Source organism: Paenibacillus sophorae (assembly GCF_018966525.1).
Lineage (GTDB): Bacteria > Bacillota > Bacilli > Paenibacillales > Paenibacillaceae > Paenibacillus_AQ > Paenibacillus_AQ sophorae.
In genome coordinates this window covers 2,601,389-2,618,811 of sequence record NZ_CP076607.1, presented here as the reverse complement: position 1 = coordinate 2,618,811, position 17,423 = coordinate 2,601,389, and the positions used below count along the sequence as shown (strand labels likewise).

The window sequence follows — 17,423 nt, the reverse complement described above, 5'->3', positions numbered from 1 at the left end:
GCGAAAAAAGGGAGAAACGTTCTTATTTTATTCTTATTGTTCCTGGTCCTAGGACCAATTCGACAAGACCGAACAGCTCCGGCGACGGTTTAATCCGAAAGCTGTCGCTAAGCGCGATCAGCTTCTGCTCCCGCTCGTAGAACAGGAGCGTAGGAACCGCTCCGGGATGGCGCTGCAGCAGCTCTTTCAGCTGCGGCAGCAGGCCGCCGTCCTCCGAGGCGGCCGTGATTTTGATGTAGGCGCGCTGGCCGGCGGGTCTATCCGCCGGCTGTGCCGCCGCCGCCGGGCGCGCAGCCCGCGCGGGGGCCTGCGGGCCGCCCTGCGGCCCGGCGGGGCCGCTGCGGCCGGCGGCCGGGCCATTGGCCGCGGCAGGCGCAGCAGCCGCGCCCGGCGCGCCGGGGCCGGCCGTGGCGGCCCGGCCGTGCCCTTGCGGCCGCGCAGCCACGGCCGCGCGCCGCTGCAGCAGGCCGCGGAGCGTCTCCGCCGACAGCTGCGCAATCTCGTCGGCCAGCAGCTTGAAGCCTTCGTCCTGCTGCTGCACCTTGGCGCGCAGAGCAAGCAGCGCCCCCTTGTCAACAAGCGCGCGGCTGCGCTTCCACACCTCGGGGAACAGCACAACCTCGCAGCGCTCGATCTGGTCTTCCCATTCGACAAAAGCCATCGCCTTGCCGGCTTTTGTCGTAATTTCCTTGACGGAAACGACCATTCCCGCCGTAACTGTCACGCTCTCATCGGGGGCCTCGCTGAGATCCATCAGGCGCTGAATCCCCGGTTCTTCCAGCAGCTCCGCGAAGTCGTCGAGCGGGTGGCCCGACAGATACAGGCCGAGCAGCTCGCGCTCCAGCTCGAGCTGCTGTCCCGCCGAAAACTTCGGAATATCGGGATACCGGATATCCCAGTTCGGCATTTCGACAAGGTCGTCGAACAGCTGAATTTGCAGCTCCTCGCGCTCTTTGCGCCATTTGGCCGCCGCGTCCACCGTCTCGTCCAGCATGGCCAGCAGCTGCGCCCGGTGCCCAGGGAGGCCGTCAAAAGCCCCCGCCTGGATCAGCGATTCCACGACGCGCTTATTGCAGACCCTGAGGTCAACGCGGCGGCAGAAATCGAGCAGGCTGTCGAAGGGCCGCTCCTTCCGGGCTTCGAGTATACTCTCAACGGCCAGCGTGCCGACATTCTTGATCGCCGCCAGCCCGAAGCGGATATGTCCGCCCGCGCCGCTGCCGCCGTCCACCGGCGTAAACAGTACGCCGCTCAAGTTAACATCCGGCGGCAGCACGCCGATGCCCATGCGCCGGCATTCCAGCACGTACTCCGCCACCTTGCGGTGGACGCCCGTCACCGCCGTCAGCATGGAAGCCATGAACGGCACCGGATAATGGGCCTTGAGGTACGCCGTCTGGAAGGCCAGCACGCCATAAGCCGCGGCATGGGCGCGGGGGAAGCCGTAATCGGCAAAGCGAACGATCATGTCGTAGACCGCGTTCGCGTCGTCTTCCCCGTAGCCCTGCTTCAAGCTCCCTTTCACAAAGTGGCCGCGCTCGCGGTCCAGCGTCTCGCGCTTCTTCTTGGACACGGCTCTGCGGAGCAGATCCGCTTCGCCAAGCGAAAATCCCGCCATCGCCGATGCGATCTGCATGATCTGTTCCTGATAGACGATGATGCCGTAGGTATCGGACAGAATCGGAATCAGATCGGGATGGGGATATTCCACTTCGGCAAGCCCGTGCTTGCCCTGAATATATTTCGATATGAATTCCATCGGACCCGGGCGGTACAGCGCCAGCACCGAAATGATATCCTCGAAAAGGGTCGGCTTCAGCTCCTTGAGCACGCGGCGCATGCCCGCCGACTCGAGCTGGAACACGCCCGTCGTCTCGCCGTGGCCCAGCATCGCATACGTCGCTTCGTCATCATCGGGAATCTCCCGAAAATCCGGCGCGCTTCCGGTCATCTGTCCGATCCAGTTCATGCACCGCTCGATAATCGACAGCGTCCGCAGGCCCAGAAAGTCCATCTTCAGCAGCCCTATGCTCTCCAAATGCTCCATCGAATACTGGGTCAGAGCCGCTCCCTCATTGCCTTCCTGCAGCGGAACGGCATCGGTAAGCGGCCCCCGGGAAATGACGACTCCGGCGGCGTGCGTCGAGGCATGCCTTGGCATGCCTTCCACCTTCATCGCCATGTCCAGCAAATCCCGGGTCTTCGAATTGCTCTGGTACAGCGCCTTGAGATCCGGGCTGCTCTCCAGAGCCCGCGCGATGCTGATGCCGAGTGTCCCGGGTATCAGCTTCGCCGCTTTGTCCACCTCCCCGTAGGGCAGGTTCAGCGCCCGTCCCACATCGCGCACCGCAGCCCGCGCCGCCAGGGTTCCGAACGTAATAATCTGGGCAACATGCTCTTCGCCGTATTTATCCGCCACATAGGATATGACCTCGTCGCGACGCTCGTCGCTGAAATCGATGTCGATATCGGGCATCGTGATCCGTTCGGGATTCAGGAAGCGCTCGAACAGCAGGTTGTACCTCAGCGGATCGACATCGGTAATGCGCAGGCAGTAGGCGGTGAGGCTGCCGGCGGAAGAGCCCCTTCCGGGTCCTGTCGCAATGCCCTGCCTGTGGCAGAAAGCGATAAAATCCCAGACGATCAGAAAATAATCCGAGAAGCCCATCGTCTCAATAACGCCAAGCTCATAGGCCAGCCGCTCTTCCGCGCGTCTGCGTCCCTGATCGGAGTTCCACCGGGGAGTGCCCCCGTAGCGCTCCTGCAGGCCGGCTTCGCACAGCCGGCGCAAATAGGCGGCAGAATCCAGCCCTTCGGGCAGCGGAGAGTAGGCAGGCAGTATATGTTTGCCGAATTCCAGCTCCAGATTGCATTGGTCAGCGATAACTGCGGTATTCTGTATCGCCTCCGGCACATGCGGGAACAGCGCGGCCATCTCCTCGCCGCTTTTTAAATAGAGCTGGTCCGTTCCAATTTGCAGCCGTTCCTCGTCGTCCACCGTTTTCCCCGTACCGATGCAAATCAGCACATCCTGAACCTCGGAATCTTCCCTAGACAAGTAATGCACGTCGTTGGTGACAACTAAGGGGATTCCAGTCTCTTCGGCCAGAGCGATCAGCTTCGGATTGACCCTTTTCTGCTCGGACATGCCGTGATCCTGCAGCTCCAGATAGAAATATTCGCCGAAAATCTCCTTATACCGCAACGCCGCCTTCTTCGCCTCCTCGTCCCTCCCGTGAAGCAGATGCTGAGGCACCTCTCCTCCAAGGCAGGCGCTTAGACAAAGAAGGCCCTCCGCGTGCGCGGCAAGGGCTTCCATGTCGATTCTCGGCTTGTAGTGATAGCCTTCCAGATGGCCGATGGAGACGAGTCTCATCAGATTGCGGTATCCTTCTTCGTTCCTTGCAAGCAGGATAAGATGGTAAATCGGCTGATCCTTGCGGCTGCCGCGCTCGCGGCGCGAGCCCGCCGTCAGGTAGACCTCGCAGCCGATGATCGGCTTGATGCCGTTCTCCTTGCACGCTTTATAAAAAGGGATCGCCCCGTACATCACTCCGTGATCGGTCAGCGCCAGCGACTTCATGCCGTGTTCGCCGGCCCGGCGCACCAGATCGGCAATGCGCGCCGCCCCGTCCAATAAACTGTATTCGCTGTGCACATGCAGATGCACGAAAGGACTCATGATCCCACTTCCTTTCCCGCCTCGGACAAATTGTCCAGTAATACAACTATTTTATCATATTGAAGGGAGAAAGGCCCATAGAATGAAGGGAGAGCACAGGGACAGGCGAAAAGCGCATGATATGAGCCGTGTCCCGACAAAGGAGGACTATATGAACGTATTTTTAAGCAAGGCCGTCCTCGATTTCTTTATCGCCTTCGGCATCGTGCTGGGCGGCGCCATGCTGGGCGGCATCGGGGCGGTCGTATCGCTCCAGCCGCCGACGTTTACGATGCTGGATGTGGCCGACCGGATCAAAATCTGGGCGCTGGCCGCCGCCGTTGGCGGCACCATCGATCCGATGCGGGTCATCGAGAGCAATATGCTGGGCGGCAATTTGTCTCCGGCTATTAAGCAGATTTTATACCTGGTCTTCGCTTTTCTTGGGGCGCATATGGGCAGCGAGCTTGTCAAATGGGTATGCGGCAGGGGGTAATACCATGAGGGTTCCGCCCTTTCAGCAGTTTCGCCGGTTCTCCCGGGTGTCGGCCATTTTTGTGCTGGGGATGATCGTCGGCAGCGCGGTGTACAATGCGATTTTTCACCTCGGCTTCAATGCTCTCTGGCTGGACAATCAGGATCTGCGAGTTCAACTGGAACAGTATGAGAAGGACATTCTGACCCTGAAAAAATACAAAAACAGCTCGACGGTCATCAAGGAGATTAAAATCCGGGCCGAAGACGGCAGATCGCGGGAAAACGCAAACAGACTCGATTCGGCAACCGTTAAGGAAATTATCCTCAAAATGGGCGACGACCTCGCACCGATGCGGGGCCGCAGCGTCTTCGAGATCGACGAGGACAGCAAAATGGCCCGTCTTCTGCTCAGCGGCAAGGTGTACCTCGTGCGCGACAAGGAATATGCGGTCCGCATACGAACGATGCTTGTTATGGAGGGCGTTCTGCAGATCTGGGTGGAGATCACGCCGAACAATCGCGGGTAAATTGCATGAATCCGTGGGCAGACCCGGAAAAACATGCTACAATACAGGGAAGAAAACGCTTTAATTCACCGTCTGCCGGGCAAGAGCTTTCGGGCGGCAGAGAAGCTCAAAGGGGTGCGCCCATGATCCTGGTTATCAAATATCTGCTGTTTCTCCTGCTGACCCTCGCCGTTCTCGGCGCCGCTTATTACAGCGCCGCTTCCCGTCGCGCTGCAAGCTCCGAAGAACGGGGACTGAAACGGGCGGTCATGAATATTTTGCTCGGATCCATGCTCGTTCTGCTTGCGCTGATGTCTATGTTCCTGTTTCGTGGCTCCACCATCAGCATCATTGTGGAAGCTGTGTTTCTTGTGCTCGGCGCCTTCAACGTGTTCTCCGGACTGCGCAGCTACGGCTATTACAGCCGTCTGGGGAAGTCCCGGCCGCAGCGGTGAGGCGGTTATGCTTAAAGCGGCGGATCGGCTTTGAAGACGCTCAAACAGCCTTCCTCCCTTTCGGGACAGGAAGGCTGTTTGTTTTCCCTCTATCCCCCGCTACCGGCGAATCAGCTTTCGGATAAAGGGAACTTGGAGAATCTGCTTTTTAATCAGCCGCACGCGGAACTCCTGCTTTATTTTGCCGTAGATGTCCGGGCAGTTGCTGCGTATCCATTGATACATATACATAAAATCGTCCTTCGTTTTAGCCGAGTTCCAAAGATAATACACGATCGTATCGTAAGCGGTGTTGTTGAACCAGCTGTTCATCTCCTTTTTCTGATAGCTGTACCGCTCAATGGCCAGGTTGCGGATGCTGCGCTTTTCTTCCAGATTCCGCACCAGAAAATCCCGGGACAGATTGAACGTAATATTGTTGCCGTGAATCCGATATACGCCCACTACCGCATCAATAAATCCTGCGTCGCCGACCAACAGCGAGCGGAGATAGATGGACGCGTCATTCACCATATTCATTTGAAGAATATCCATGCTGATCAGAGCTTCCCGCCTAAAGAGGGTGGTAAGAGTAGAAGCCGGTTTCCCATAGCCCGGACGCTCGAAATTCAGAAAATAAGTTCGCCGGTCGGTCACCTCGGACAGCCCGATTTCCTGAAGCTTCAGCCGCTGCGAGGCGGAATATTCCAGAAAGACGTTGGCGGCGACGAAGGAAAGACCGGGGCGGCTTTCGTGAAAGGCTACCGCCCTGCTGAAATATCCGCTGTCGATCAAGTAATCGTCGTCGTCCAGGAAGAGAACGTATTCTCCGTCCCCGTGCGCGGTAAACGCCGCAAGCCGGTTCGCTCCCGGGCCCCGGTTGGTCTCATTACGCATGTAAATGACGCGTTCCTCGTCTCCGAAGCGCTCCTCCATCAGAACCTCCGTGCCGTCCGTCGAGGCGTCGTCGATGACAACGATCTCTTTGTTCGGATAATCCTGGGCCAGTATGCTTTCAACCGCCTGGCGCAGAAAATCCTTGCGGTTATACGTTGTAATGATGACGCTGATTTTGGGAACCGCGCCGGACCGGGCTTCGCTCTTCGAGCGGTCCCTTAGTGCCGCAAGCTTGGTCTCCAGCAGGCCTGCTTCTTTCGAATCGCCTAATCCGAACTGGCTGTCCAGGTAGAAACGAAGAACCTCCAAGGCATCCTTGCCCTCAGCCTGGCGGACGATAACCTGCGACAGCGATGTCAATGCTTCCCGCGCTTCCGGCTTCTCCTGCTGAATATAGGCCGCGCATTTCTCGAGCAGATCCTTTTCGGCAACCGGACCTCCTTCGAGCTTCAGACTCACCTGGTCCATTAACCGGCGGCAGGCCTGCCTCATATATTCTTCTTGTTCCATTTTCACCCCTCCAGTCGCAAACCTGAAATGCTGCAATATTCTTATCCGATATTAGATCTGATGTCAGCCGCTAACCTTGACTTTCCCGGGAACAAACTTGGCCCTCATTTTTACGCCGAGACCTCTAAACAGACGGAGACTATCCATGAATACCTCGCGTTCCAGAATGGACGCCACGGCAATATAGATCGGCAGAATGATGATTCCAAGCACGAAGGCCCCCAAAATTATCGAAAGATAGGAGTCGAATGAATAGTCTACAAGATTGTTCAGATAAATGATTCCGGCAAATACGGCGATATTCGTGAGCCATCTCCGGAATGTGATCCAGGGGCTTCGCTCCAGCAGCCTCCGGTTGGCGTACAAAATAATATCCGTGGAGCGGTACAGCAGCGCGGCCACCGTGCCCAGCAGCACGCCGTAAATGCCCAGGAACTGCACCAGAATCAGCGAAGCGGCCAGATTGATTCCGGATTCAAGCAGCGAACGGGTCAGCGTATTTTTGAAATGTCCGGCGATGTTGATGACATTGTTAGCGGAAGAACGCGCGTTGATCAGCAGCTTTTGCGCCACGAACAGGATCGGAATCCAGTAGAGCACATAATCGACATCGTTGACGCCGGATGTGTACAGGGTGATAAACGGCAGAATCAAAATATAAGCGACGGTCAGCAGCGAAAAGACAAATGCCATGAAATACAGCTCGTACGCGTCGTACAGCTTGATGAATTTCGCCCGGCCTTCGTGATAGCTGTGCCCAAGAGCGAATCGGACGCTGGTATTGACCGTATTGACAATGTTGTCGATGATGGTAAAGATCATGTTGTACATCACATAGACGCTGACGATTTTCAGATTGGTGAAAAAGGTCAGAACCAGCACGTCGGTGTTCCGGAAGATCATATAGGACAGCTCGTGGACGAGCACGAAATTTTTCTGGTTGATGGATGCAAGGTCCGGCTCCTTATTGAAATCCAGCCATTTATAATGGCGTTTCTTGTAGATATGGAAGGCAACCATCTGAAGCAGTGTCACGGCAAAATAGGAAGCCTGCACAAGCACGATATCCACGCTTTGCAGCAGCAGCACGATCCGCACCAGGTTGTTGATGATATTCCCGATTGTGACGACCGAGGTATCCACATAGCTTTTGCCTTCGGCCAGCAGATACACTCTGAATTTGCCCTGGTAGTAATAATTGATGGCGCCGCCCAGGCCGTTGAACAGGACAATGCCCATGACCTGCCACATGCCAAGCTCCGACTTCACCGCGAACGGATAAATCACCGATATGGCGATGACGGAGAGCAAATAATAAAAGCCCGTTTTTTTGTAATACATGGCGGTGGCGGACAGGATGGAATTGATGCTTTCCCGGTTATTTTGCGCGATCGGCTTGTACAGTGCCTGGAGCGAAGCTGCACCTACTCCCGCTTCCAGCAGTGCCAGGTAGGCAATGATTTGGACGACGGAAGACACGAGACCATTGGCCTCCGACCCATAGTTGACCATGATCAGCCGGGGAATGAAAATGCTCAGCACGATGGTAATCAATTGGCTGCCCAAACCGAAGACGAGGTTAAGAATGCTCCGTTTAGCTTTCATGGCCCCTCCTTGCAAAAACGGCCGGGGTTATAGCCGCCGCTTCTTCTGCATTTTTGCTTTTTCCCAGATAGTTATCTAATTTTTCAAAATGGCTCTCAGCCTGTCTGGCGAGAACGGAAACGTTCAGCCGGTTCGTGTCAAAGCTGCGGACGACCAATTCAGGCTCCAGCGATTCCATTGATTTTAGATCGGCATAGGCTCCCGTAAAATGTGCGTCGTTCATGACATTGATGGTCTTCTCGCTGTAGGCTATTGGAAACACGGGTTTGCCGAACACCCAGCCGAGAATCATGGCATGAAAACGTGTTGCGACGATCATACTGGAGGAGGATAATATCCCAACGGCTTCTTCCAGATTCGTTTTGTAAAAATACAGGGAAGCGTGATCGGCATACGGCTGCGGAATTAAGGAAAGGATGGTTTGGACCGCCTCCTCGTCCCCTTCATATTCGCAAAATGACATCAGCTTCACCTCATGCCCTTCCTCAATAAAGGCAACGGCGATATCTTTTATTTTGTTGTAGTACATGGAGTCCAGATCTTTAAGATTGTCGCGTGCCGAGGGTTTGATTACGGAAATGACGATATGCTTCCCGCTCCCCGGATTGCCTTGCTGCGGATGCTGAAAGATTATATCCGGCGCCAGTCTCACATTGCCCAGATCCTTATACAGCTCGTGAGAATATTGGTCCCGGAAGCAGATATCGGCATATGTGGAGAACAACTCTCTGTACTTTTCGTAAAACAAGTCATCCTTATAAGGGCCAAAATTGGCTCCAAGGACGTAGAACGGTTTTTTAGTGTCAAAAACATCCAGCTTCCATGAATAGTCCTTTTTCCATCCTTCACCCTGCATATACATGGAACCGCCGATCTGAACGACTCCGTCACAGCGTCCGGCAAGCCTCTTCAGAAGCATTTTTTGAAAATCGGCATTATCCAATTTCTTTAGAAGCTTTCTGATGCCGCGAACCCAAATGGATTCGATCGGGTACACGGTAAGGTTGGGCAGCGAGGCCAGGCACTGCTTGTACTCCTTCCGGGCGGGGAGAATAAAGCGGGTGTCCGGATATCTCTCGCAGAGCACCTTTATAAAGAGATCATCGCCCAGATTTAATTTCGTGTACGCGTGAATCATGATTCTTTTCATTTCTTCATCCCTTCCGTTAATAAATATGGGCCGTTCCATATCTTACGTTTCGGATAACCGAAATCGGCAACGAATAGGCTCTTCTACAAGAGAAGGGAAAGCAGATCGGAAAATTTCTGAAAACCGTTTTAACTTTGTTCCAATTCTAAGATAAACGTTCTTCCGTTGGCAATAATAATGCAGGAAATGACACCTTTCGGAGCAAGGGTATCCTTCTAAGAGACACCCTCCGACTAATCCTTTGGAGGGTTGCAGAAGCGAGTGCGTTTAGGCGGCAGTTTGAAAATGAGCAGACTTCCTGTAACCCGGCCTTTACCCAAAAAAGGACCTCGTCTTAAGAGTAAGACGAAGTCCTTAAAAGTCCCGTTTCGGCGGAGAATTCCTCAGCAGGGCTATCTATCCATGATCGATCGACTGCAGCATCAGAACGGATTTGGCGACCAGGGTGTCATGGTGGGTGATCTCGATTTCCAGCTTGCAGGTCCGTCGGCTGCTTTCGAGCAGCCTGGGCCTGACGATAACGGAGTCCTCAATCTGGACTGGCCGCACAAAATAGGTGGACATATTGTCGAGCACATGATCGCTCCCGGTTATATCCTTGGCCGCCTTGAATGCCGAATGCATCATCAGTGTCGAAATGACGCCTTCGGAGATCGTACCTAAATCCGTCGCCATCTGCGGGGTAATAAAGCCGTGGAAGAACAGCTTGCCCTCCTCGCTTCGCTCCTCGGCGAACCCGTTCCATATGAGATGGTCGAAGGTCTCCCCGAGCTGCGGCTGATTGCGCACATCCCTCAGGCTCTGGAGCACTTCTTTGCGGGTAAGCGAGCCGACCAGCTTGCGGTTGCGGTCAATAATGGGCAGGAAATCAATGCCCTCCCACATCATGATCTGGGCCGCCGAGGCAAGCGATGTCTGCAGGCCCGCCGTTATCGGACCGCGGACCATCATCTTCTCGATGGTTTGGTCCTCAGGCAGATCCTCCACATCACGCCGGCCGATGATGCCGATGACGCGGTTCCATTCATCTGTGACGGGAAACCGCTGTTCCCCGCTCTCCTTGGAGAGCCGGAGCAGCTCGCCGGCCGTACTGGATATTTTCAACGTGTTGATCCGCGGCTTGCGGTCGACAATATCCTCGACAAGCATAATCTTTTTCTTGATCAATCTGTCAAAAATCGCGCGGTTGATCATATAGGCCACGGTAAAGGTATCGTGGCGAGAAGAGATGACCGGAAGATCGAGCTTGTCCGCCAAATCCTTGACCTCACGGCTAGTTCCAAAGCCGCCGGTCACAAGCACCCCGGCGCCCTGCTCCAGCGCCAGCGAATGCACATCGTCGCGGTTGCCGACGATCAGCAGGCTGTCCGCGTCAATATAGCGGATCATGGCGTCGATCTTCATCGCGCCGATTACATATTTATGCAGAGGCTTGTCCAGTCCGTTCGCGCCTCCGAGCACATGCCCCTCGACAATGTCAACCACATCGCCGAACGTAAGCTGCTCTGAGATGCCCCGGGGCTTCTTTTCCACCCGGACGGTTCCAATACGCTCCTTGGTAATGACAATCCCCAAGTTCTCCGCTTCCTTGACCGCCCGGTATGCCGTTCCCTCGCTGACAGCCATTTCCCTTGCCAGCTTGCGGACCGAGATTTTAGCACCCACCTTTAAGTTTTCAATATGCTGCAGCAGTTGTTCGTGCTTAGTGACTGCATCGCCTTGATTTTCCAGCTGTTACACCCCCGAACCCAAAACTGTACTACACTGTATCTGTATTGTAGTCGCAATCGGGTGCGAACGTCAAATGATTCGTGAGTCTCATGCCGCTGTGGCTTCGGTTCAACTCAAAAACGGCCCGCCGGATGATGCCGGACAGGCCATGCGCCGAAAGGGCTATAGTCTTTGGGCCGTTCTACCTTCTTCGCTCCATTTTTCCTGCCACATCTTAAGCTTCGCCTTGCGCACCGCTTCCAGCCGCTTCGTCTTCTCCTCGTCCACCCCGATAATAAAATGAAGATGGGCGGCAATCACGAGCAGGGCAAAAGCGACCCACAACGCCCCGAACACGAACACCGGCGCCGGCCCGTCCGGCGACAATCTCGGCAGCGCATACAGCAGCATGACCAGCGCCAGGATCAGGTAGAGCACATGCTTGAACTTGTTTCTTTTTCTCATTTCTACAGACAGCTCCTTCGTAATGAATCTATACTCTACTCTATGAGCGCACCGCCCGGATTATGAGACAAGTCGTTTAAAATGCCGCAGTTCGCGGACAAAGACAGGATGGGAAGTTATTGTTCAAGGCGGTCAACGGTTGTGTAAAGTTATGGAAATCGGCAGCCGGATATGAGAAGATGGCACTACGATTTTCAGTGGAGGCTACCATCAGGAGACCGCCGGTTAATCCAATCTTTGTTTTAAAACAAAAGAGGGTGTTTGCTGCCGTAAGTCACGGAAGCAAGCACCCTCTTTAGTCTGAGCAAATGACGACGGGACGTTCTATGCTCCGTCACTCATTCGCGATTGTCTTCTTGGCTGCGTAAGTCCGCCGCCATGATTCGAAGCTGACCTAGACGTCCGCTCCGTACAAATGCTCCAGGCTGCCGGAAATAATCTTGTTCACGTCTTCGATGACGACGCTCAGCCGGCGTTCCGCTTCGAACAGGCGGCGGATGCCAAGGTTCAGGTTCAGCACCTCGAACAGCTTCTCCATCTTCTCCATCTCCTCCGGAGCCGGCATTTCACCGGCCATCATCCGTTCCTGAAGCTCCTGCTGGCTGCTGCGAAAATTGTTCAGCATCCTGCTGCTCTCCGGGTCGGCCTCCACCAGCTTAAGCGCGGCGGTAATGTCCGCCACCTCGCCGCTCTCCTTGATTGCCCGGGCCAATTCATGTGCCTTATCATAGATGTTCATGGCTTTCCCTCCTAAAAGTTGTATCAGCATAACTTCCCATGTAATCTTTGCAAAACTCCATCGAATGCCTTCGCTTTGCGCCTTAAATCTATGCCTCCCTTGTGATTAAGGGGCCTCTCGGACGATGGGTCAATCACCAAGGGGCGTATGACTCCATATGATGAATGATATGTAGACCTCAGCTGTCAAACAGCCCGCATCACGCTGCCTACCGGAAGGAGATCCACGATGTCAAAGCTAAAGATCCCGGTCCATACGGTGCACTCGGGCATTCTGCAGGAGAACGCTGTTATGCTCGGCGACCGGCTCATCAAAAAACTTAAAATCCCCGCGCACGGACCGGTCCATCTGGCCTTCGGTTCTTTCCGTCAGGAGGTCACTGTCATTCCGGCTCCTAAATCCGACAGCCTTCGCGTCAGCGAAGGCTTGGCGCGAAAGACCGGGTGGAGGGCCCGGAATGTTCTGAACGCCTCCTACAATACCGGAAGCCGGATCCTCCGGCTCGGGCCGCTGATCGGTGTGCTCGTCAGCCGGGAGCATCCCGAGCATCCCGAGAGGGTGTTCGGTCCGATCACCCTGTTCTGCCGTGAATTGACGAACGCCTGCCGTGCGCAGGGAGCTTTTGTCTATTTCTTTACGCCTGAAGCGCTGGAAAGCACCGGTTCCGCTATTTCGGGCTGGGTATATGACGAGGGCTGGAAAAGATCGAAGCTGCCCGTCGCCGACGTCATCAATAACAGGCTTACGACGCGTAAAGCGGAGAATAAACCTAGCGTACAGCATTTTTTGGCGGAAGTAAAATCACGGTACGGCACTCATTTCTTCAATGAAAAATTCCTCGACAAGACTGAGGTGTTCGAAGCTCTGCGGCATGATCCCGCCCTCCAGCGGTACTTGCCGGAGTCCCACTCGCTCAGCGGGCTGGCGATCCTCAAGAAAATGTGCGGGCATTACCCCGTCGTGTTCCTCAAGCCCGTCCGCGGCAGTCTCGGCAAAGGCATTCTGCGGATTTCCCGTGAAGAAGGCGGCGGCTACAGGCTGCAGTCCACGACCCCGCTGGGTACCCGCAAGCAGAGCTATCCGAGTCTTGCCAAATTGTATCAGGCCGTCGCTCCAAAGATGAAGACCACCCGCTTTCAGATCCAGCAGGGCCTGCCGCTGATGGAAATCGGACGCAGGCCGGTCGATTTCCGCGCGCTTGTGCAAAAGAACGGCACCGGAAAATGGCATGTCACCTCGATTGTCGCCCGTACCGCAGGAAACAATCACTTCGTTTCGAATCTGGCTCGGGGCGGCAGCCTCAGCACCGTCCGTGAGGCGGTTGGCAAAAGCTCTATTCCACCCGCCGCCAAGGAAAGCGCAAATCTTCAGCTGCCCCGGGCGGCGCTGGCCATAGCCAAAGGAATTGAGGCCCATATTCCCGCCCATTTCGGCGAACTGGGCATCGATCTCGGAATGGATCATTCTGGACGAATCTGGCTGCTGGAAGTCAATTCCAAACCATCTAAGAACGACAACACTCCGCTGCACGAAACAAAAATCAGGCCATCCGTCAAACAGATGATCCAATACTGCCGCTACCTCGCCGGCTTATAAGGAGGACGCTATGCCTGTGAGCGAACTAGGCTGTCTCGGCCTCCTAAACGGAGGGGGCGGAAAGGATTCACCGGTGGCCGAACCCGTCTTCTGCAGCCTGCTCTGCCGGGCCGCCCCTAAATACGGTCTGCGCGTTATCATATTCACGCCGGAAGGCGTGTCAGAGGATGGACGGACGGTGAGCGGGTTCATCCGGACCGGCGAAGAATGGCGCGCAGTCACATCGGCCGCGCCAGACATTGTGTATAACCGGATGTTCTGCCGGAGTCCGGAAGAAAGACGCCGCACCTCCCGGGCCCTCAACGCGCTGGCGAGCAGCCTGGCATGGTCGCGGGGGCTGCCGGACAAATGGAAGGTGCATGAAATATTGCAGCAAAACCGCAGAGCATCCGTACTGCTGCCCGAGACTAAACGGTATGACGGCAGCCGCGGCCTGGAGCTCATGCTCGCGGAAAGAGAAGACGGAGTCTTTTTGAAACCCCGGGCAGGCACACACGGAAGGCGTACCCTGCATGCTGCGGCCTGGGAAGCGGCGCCCGGAGGACTTCTTGCAAGAGGCCGGGACGGTCAGAACCGCGAGATTATCCGCGGCTTTGAGGACCGCGGCAGGGGGCTCGAATGGATTGACCGGTTTATCGGAGGCCAAGGCTTTATCATGCAGCCGTTCCTGCAATTGAGCGGCAGCGGAGGACAGCCGTTCGATGTCCGCGTGCTTATGCAGAAGAACGGCGGCGGACGCTGGACACTCGCCGGCATGGCGGTCCGCCTTGGCCCGCGCGGGTCGCTCACCTCGAACCTTCACGGCGGAGGAACCGCAGTGCATCCCTCCTCCTTTTTGCGGAAGCAATACGGCGGGGCGGCGGCGGACATTTTAAGAGAGCTTACGCTTACGGCCGCTTTCCTTCCGCCGCTGCTGGAAGCAGGTTGCGGGCGGCTCGGCGAGCTCGGGCTCGATTTCGGCATCGATACCGGCGGCCGGATCTGGCTGCTGGAGGCGAACTCCAAGCCGGGCCGCTCGGCCTTCATGCTGACTGGCGACCAAGACGCCGCCCGGCGCTCGGCCGAAAACCCGCTCTCTTACGCAAGGTACCTGCTGCTGACGCGGCGGCGATCTCCCTGCACCGCCGCAGGCGGGTACGGATTATCCGGAAAATTGATATCAATGGTGCCTAAGGAGGATTCTTAAATGGGTCTCACATTTTGCAATGTCCATTTCACCAAGCAGCCCCAAAGGGTCGTATATGTCTCGGGGTCGCTGATGAAAAGCCTGAAGCTGTCCGGGAAGAAGAACATCCGGCTGCGGCTCGGCAAAGACGCCATTCCGGCGATGGTTAAGCCGATTAAGCGCGCCGGCAAGCATCTTTATCTGGCTTCGGGCGTCCAAAATGCTATCAAAGTGCCTAAATCGGGCAGCGTCTACTTACGCAACCTTCAGAACGACGAGGTTCAGCTTGGCCCGCTCGTTGGAGTCCTGTCTGATGGGCCGTCTTCATCGGGTCAGCCGTTCGGTTCCCGAACGGGTTTCATCAAGCAGCTGCTGCGCCAAGGCAGCAACATGTGCTATATATTCGCGTTCATGCCCCGTGACATTAATTGGCAGCAGGAGCGCGTGTATGGTTACTTTTTGACGGAAAACGGCAAGTTCGAGCGCAAGATGGTGCCTCTGCCCGATGTCATCTACAACCGGCTGCCCAGCAGGCGGGCGGAAACCTCCCCGGCGATCAATCAGCTTCGGGAACGGTTTACCCGCAAGAAAATCCCTTTTTTCAACTGGAGCTTTTTCAATAAATCCGATATCTACCGGCTGCTTGAAGGCGACAGCTTCGCCAGCCAATACGTACCCGAAACGCACAGCAGCCCAGAGCCCGACATGATTAAGGATATGCTTGAGCGCCATCATTTCGTCTATTACAAGCCTTCGGCCGGCAGTCTTGGGCACGGCATTTACCGTCTGACCTATCTGCCCAAACGCGGCTATTTCGCCCGTTACCGCCGGGGAGGCAAAAATGTGCTGCTGCGCTTCTCCACCTTCGACAGCCTGATGCGGCAACTGCGGTCCCGCCATGGGAGCAGCCTGCACAGCTACGTCGTTCAGCAGGGCATCCGTCTGATCGAAATCGACGGCTGCCCGATCGACTTCCGGTTCCATATGCACAAGAACGGCAATAACCAGTGGGTCGTAGTCGGGATCGGAGCGAAAAAAGCCGGACGCGGCAGCGTAACCACCCATCTGAAAAACGGCGGCTCCCTTCTTACGCCGCAGCAGGCGCTCGGCCGTGTATTCGGAGCCAAAGCCGACGAGGTGCTGCAGCGGGCGAAGCAGACGGCCATCCGGCTGGCGGAAGCACTGGAAATCCAGCACCGTCATCTGCTTGGCGAAATCGGCTTCGATCTCGGCATCGACCAGGATGAAGATATCTGGATGTTCGAGGCCAATGCCAAACCCGGGCGGTCCATCTTTCGCCATCCGTCCCTGCGCGCTGAAGGCAAGGCCTCCATCGAGCATATTCTGGAGCACTGCCTATACCTCAGCAAGTTCCGCAGGAGGGATGATATGTGAACATCCGGACAGACGACAAACCGGTCATCGCCATTCTGACGACCAGCGACAAGACCAGACTGTTCCGAGGCAACCATAAGAATTTTCGTGATATCATTCGTACCGGCAGAGAGCTCGGCTATCTCGCCTATGTAGTTACCGTCCGCGACCTGAAGCTGGAGAGCTCTACCGTTACCGGGTATGTTCCGGGTCCGGGCAAGGCGTGGACCGCTGTCCAGCTGCCTTTCCCGCAGATCATTTACAACCGCATCCCCACCCGTGAGGATGAAGCCAAACCCGCGGTCGCCCGTAAAATCGCCGAATGTCTGGAACACCCGGGCATTCGGCTGTACAATCCGTACTTTTTCAATAAATGGAGTCTGTTCGAATGGCTGAAAGGCTCTAACGCCACTTCCCGTCATGTGCCGGCTACGAGACGGCTGAGAAGCGCACGCACACTGTCTTCGATGCTGAAGACCCACACCAGCCTGTATCTCAAGCCGGAGAGCGGCAAAGCCGGAAAAGGGATCATGCGGCTTAAATACTACGCCGATGGCACTCTTCCATACCGCCTGCAAATCCAAAGCGGGAAAAAGAACGTAACGTACAAGGCAGCGTCGATAGAACGCCTATGGACCCGCATCGGGAAGGAACGCGGCGGCTCCCTTTATATTGTTCAGCAGGCGATTGAGCTTGCGACCTGTAAGGGGAGACCGTTCGATCTGCGCGTGCTTCTGCAAAAAAATGGCAGAGGCGGATGGGCGGTAACGGGCATCGGCGCAAGACTGGCGGGCTCCCGCAGCATTACGACCCATGTCCCGCGCGGCGGCAGCGTCGAAGACCCGTCCAAGATGCTGGAAGCGATGTTCGGCCCCGAACGGACCGCATCCATCCTGAAGAACCTCTCTTCCACCGCCCTGCTGATCGCACGGCAGATAGAGCGTGCTTCCGGCTATACGCTGGGCGAGATGTCCATGGATCTTGGAGCTGACGACAAAGGCGGACTCTGGTTCTTCGAAGCCAATTCCCGGCCCATGAAATTTGATGAACCGGACATCCGAAAGCTCTCGCTGGAACGAATCTTCTATTACAGCCAGCACCTGGCCCGCCAAACCGCAATCATCCCGTAAAGGA

Annotated in this window: 14 protein-coding genes; 7 read left to right on the top strand and 7 right to left on the bottom strand. The window is 56.0% G+C overall.

Annotation, left to right across the window (positions count from 1 at the left end):
• Positions 1–22: 22 nt before the first annotated feature.
• Positions 23–3,682, bottom strand: a complete 3,660-nt coding sequence (locus KP014_RS12280) for a DNA polymerase III subunit alpha (protein WP_090834105.1) — start codon at positions 3,680–3,682, stop codon at positions 23–25.
• A 151-nt stretch (positions 3,683–3,833) separates the two neighbouring features.
• Between KP014_RS12280 and KP014_RS12275 the strand changes: the two genes are divergently transcribed.
• The 3 genes from KP014_RS12275 to KP014_RS12265 all read left to right on the top strand — a co-directional run bounded on the left by KP014_RS12275 (position 3,834) and on the right by KP014_RS12265 (position 5,099).
• Positions 3,834–4,157 carry a YtrH family sporulation protein gene (locus KP014_RS12275; protein WP_036596934.1) on the top strand — a complete coding sequence of 108 codons (324 nt, stop codon included), beginning with the start codon at positions 3,834–3,836 and terminating at the stop codon, positions 4,155–4,157.
• Between the two features lie 4 nt (positions 4,158–4,161).
• The gene (locus KP014_RS12270) at positions 4,162–4,665 is read left to right on the top strand and encodes a sporulation membrane protein YtrI (RefSeq protein ID WP_036596933.1); all 504 of its coding nucleotides are present in this window, start codon (positions 4,162–4,164) and stop codon (positions 4,663–4,665) included.
• Positions 4,666–4,787: 122 nt separating this feature from the next.
• Complete coding sequence (locus KP014_RS12265; protein ID WP_036596943.1) at positions 4,788–5,099, top strand: YtpI family protein; 312 nt, start codon at positions 4,788–4,790, stop codon at positions 5,097–5,099.
• 99 nt (positions 5,100–5,198) lie between these two features.
• On the opposite strand, the gene KP014_RS12260 is transcribed toward KP014_RS12265, so the two are convergent.
• The 6 genes from KP014_RS12260 to KP014_RS12235 all read right to left on the bottom strand — a co-directional run bounded on the left by KP014_RS12260 (position 5,199) and on the right by KP014_RS12235 (position 12,154).
• Positions 5,199–6,485, bottom strand: coding sequence for a glycosyltransferase family 2 protein (locus KP014_RS12260; protein WP_051500206.1), 1,287 nt, complete (start codon positions 6,483–6,485; stop codon positions 5,199–5,201).
• A gap of 63 nt (positions 6,486–6,548) precedes the next feature.
• Positions 6,549–8,090, bottom strand: coding sequence for a lipopolysaccharide biosynthesis protein (locus KP014_RS12255; RefSeq protein ID WP_036596932.1), 1,542 nt, complete (start codon positions 8,088–8,090; stop codon positions 6,549–6,551).
• Entirely contained in the window at positions 8,080–9,240 is a 1,161-nt protein-coding gene (locus tag KP014_RS12250; protein ID WP_036596931.1) for a polysaccharide pyruvyl transferase family protein, read from the bottom strand. Before KP014_RS12250 ends, KP014_RS12255 begins: the two co-directional genes overlap by 11 nt.
• A gap of 396 nt (positions 9,241–9,636) precedes the next feature.
• Positions 9,637–10,971 (bottom strand): DRTGG domain-containing protein, encoded by a 1,335-nt coding sequence (locus tag KP014_RS12245; RefSeq protein WP_036596930.1) that lies wholly within the window; start codon positions 10,969–10,971, stop codon positions 9,637–9,639.
• A gap of 162 nt (positions 10,972–11,133) precedes the next feature.
• Positions 11,134–11,415 (bottom strand): hypothetical protein, encoded by a 282-nt coding sequence (locus tag KP014_RS12240; protein ID WP_036596929.1) that lies wholly within the window; start codon positions 11,413–11,415, stop codon positions 11,134–11,136.
• 394 nt (positions 11,416–11,809) lie between these two features.
• Entirely contained in the window at positions 11,810–12,154 is a 345-nt protein-coding gene (locus KP014_RS12235; RefSeq protein ID WP_036596926.1) for a YlbF/YmcA family competence regulator, read from the bottom strand.
• A gap of 228 nt (positions 12,155–12,382) precedes the next feature.
• Between KP014_RS12235 and KP014_RS12230 the strand changes: the two genes are divergently transcribed.
• Genes KP014_RS12230 through KP014_RS12215 form a run of 4 tightly spaced genes read left to right on the top strand, consistent with a single transcriptional unit; the run spans position 12,383 to position 17,419 of the window.
• Positions 12,383–13,750: a YheC/YheD family endospore coat-associated protein gene (locus KP014_RS12230; protein ID WP_036596924.1), complete on the top strand. Its 1,368-nt coding sequence runs from the start codon at positions 12,383–12,385 to the stop codon at positions 13,748–13,750.
• A 16-nt stretch (positions 13,751–13,766) separates the two neighbouring features.
• The gene (locus tag KP014_RS12225) at positions 13,767–14,936 is read left to right on the top strand and encodes a YheC/YheD family endospore coat-associated protein (protein ID WP_175491839.1); all 1,170 of its coding nucleotides are present in this window, start codon (positions 13,767–13,769) and stop codon (positions 14,934–14,936) included.
• The gene (locus tag KP014_RS12220; protein WP_036596922.1) at positions 14,937–16,310 is read left to right on the top strand and encodes a YheC/YheD family endospore coat-associated protein; all 1,374 of its coding nucleotides are present in this window, start codon (positions 14,937–14,939) and stop codon (positions 16,308–16,310) included. It abuts the gene before it with no gap.
• The gene (locus tag KP014_RS12215) at positions 16,307–17,419 is read left to right on the top strand and encodes a YheC/YheD family endospore coat-associated protein (RefSeq protein ID WP_036596920.1); all 1,113 of its coding nucleotides are present in this window, start codon (positions 16,307–16,309) and stop codon (positions 17,417–17,419) included. Before KP014_RS12220 ends, KP014_RS12215 begins: the two co-directional genes overlap by 4 nt.
• The last annotated feature ends 4 nt before the right edge of the window (positions 17,420–17,423 follow it).

Bases quoted from the DNA above. Each gene is read 5' to 3' on its own strand.
- KP014_RS12280 (WP_090834105.1), bottom strand. From the start codon at position 3,682: ATGAGTCCTTTCGTGCATCTGCATGTGCACAGCGAATACAGTTTATTG.
- KP014_RS12275 (WP_036596934.1), top strand. From the start codon at position 3,834: ATGAACGTATTTTTAAGCAAGGCCGTCCTCGATTTCTTTATCGCCTTC.
- KP014_RS12270 (WP_036596933.1), top strand. From the start codon at position 4,162: ATGAGGGTTCCGCCCTTTCAGCAGTTTCGCCGGTTCTCCCGGGTGTCG.
- KP014_RS12265 (WP_036596943.1), top strand. From the start codon at position 4,788: ATGATCCTGGTTATCAAATATCTGCTGTTTCTCCTGCTGACCCTCGCC.
- KP014_RS12260 (WP_051500206.1), bottom strand. From the start codon at position 6,485: ATGGAACAAGAAGAATATATGAGGCAGGCCTGCCGCCGGTTAATGGAC.
- KP014_RS12255 (WP_036596932.1), bottom strand. From the start codon at position 8,090: ATGAAAGCTAAACGGAGCATTCTTAACCTCGTCTTCGGTTTGGGCAGC.
- KP014_RS12250 (WP_036596931.1), bottom strand. From the start codon at position 9,240: ATGAAAAGAATCATGATTCACGCGTACACGAAATTAAATCTGGGCGAT.
- KP014_RS12240 (WP_036596929.1), bottom strand. From the start codon at position 11,415: ATGAGAAAAAGAAACAAGTTCAAGCATGTGCTCTACCTGATCCTGGCG.
- KP014_RS12235 (WP_036596926.1), bottom strand. From the start codon at position 12,154: ATGAACATCTATGATAAGGCACATGAATTGGCCCGGGCAATCAAGGAG.
- KP014_RS12230 (WP_036596924.1), top strand. From the start codon at position 12,383: ATGTCAAAGCTAAAGATCCCGGTCCATACGGTGCACTCGGGCATTCTG.
- KP014_RS12220 (WP_036596922.1), top strand. From the start codon at position 14,937: ATGGGTCTCACATTTTGCAATGTCCATTTCACCAAGCAGCCCCAAAGG.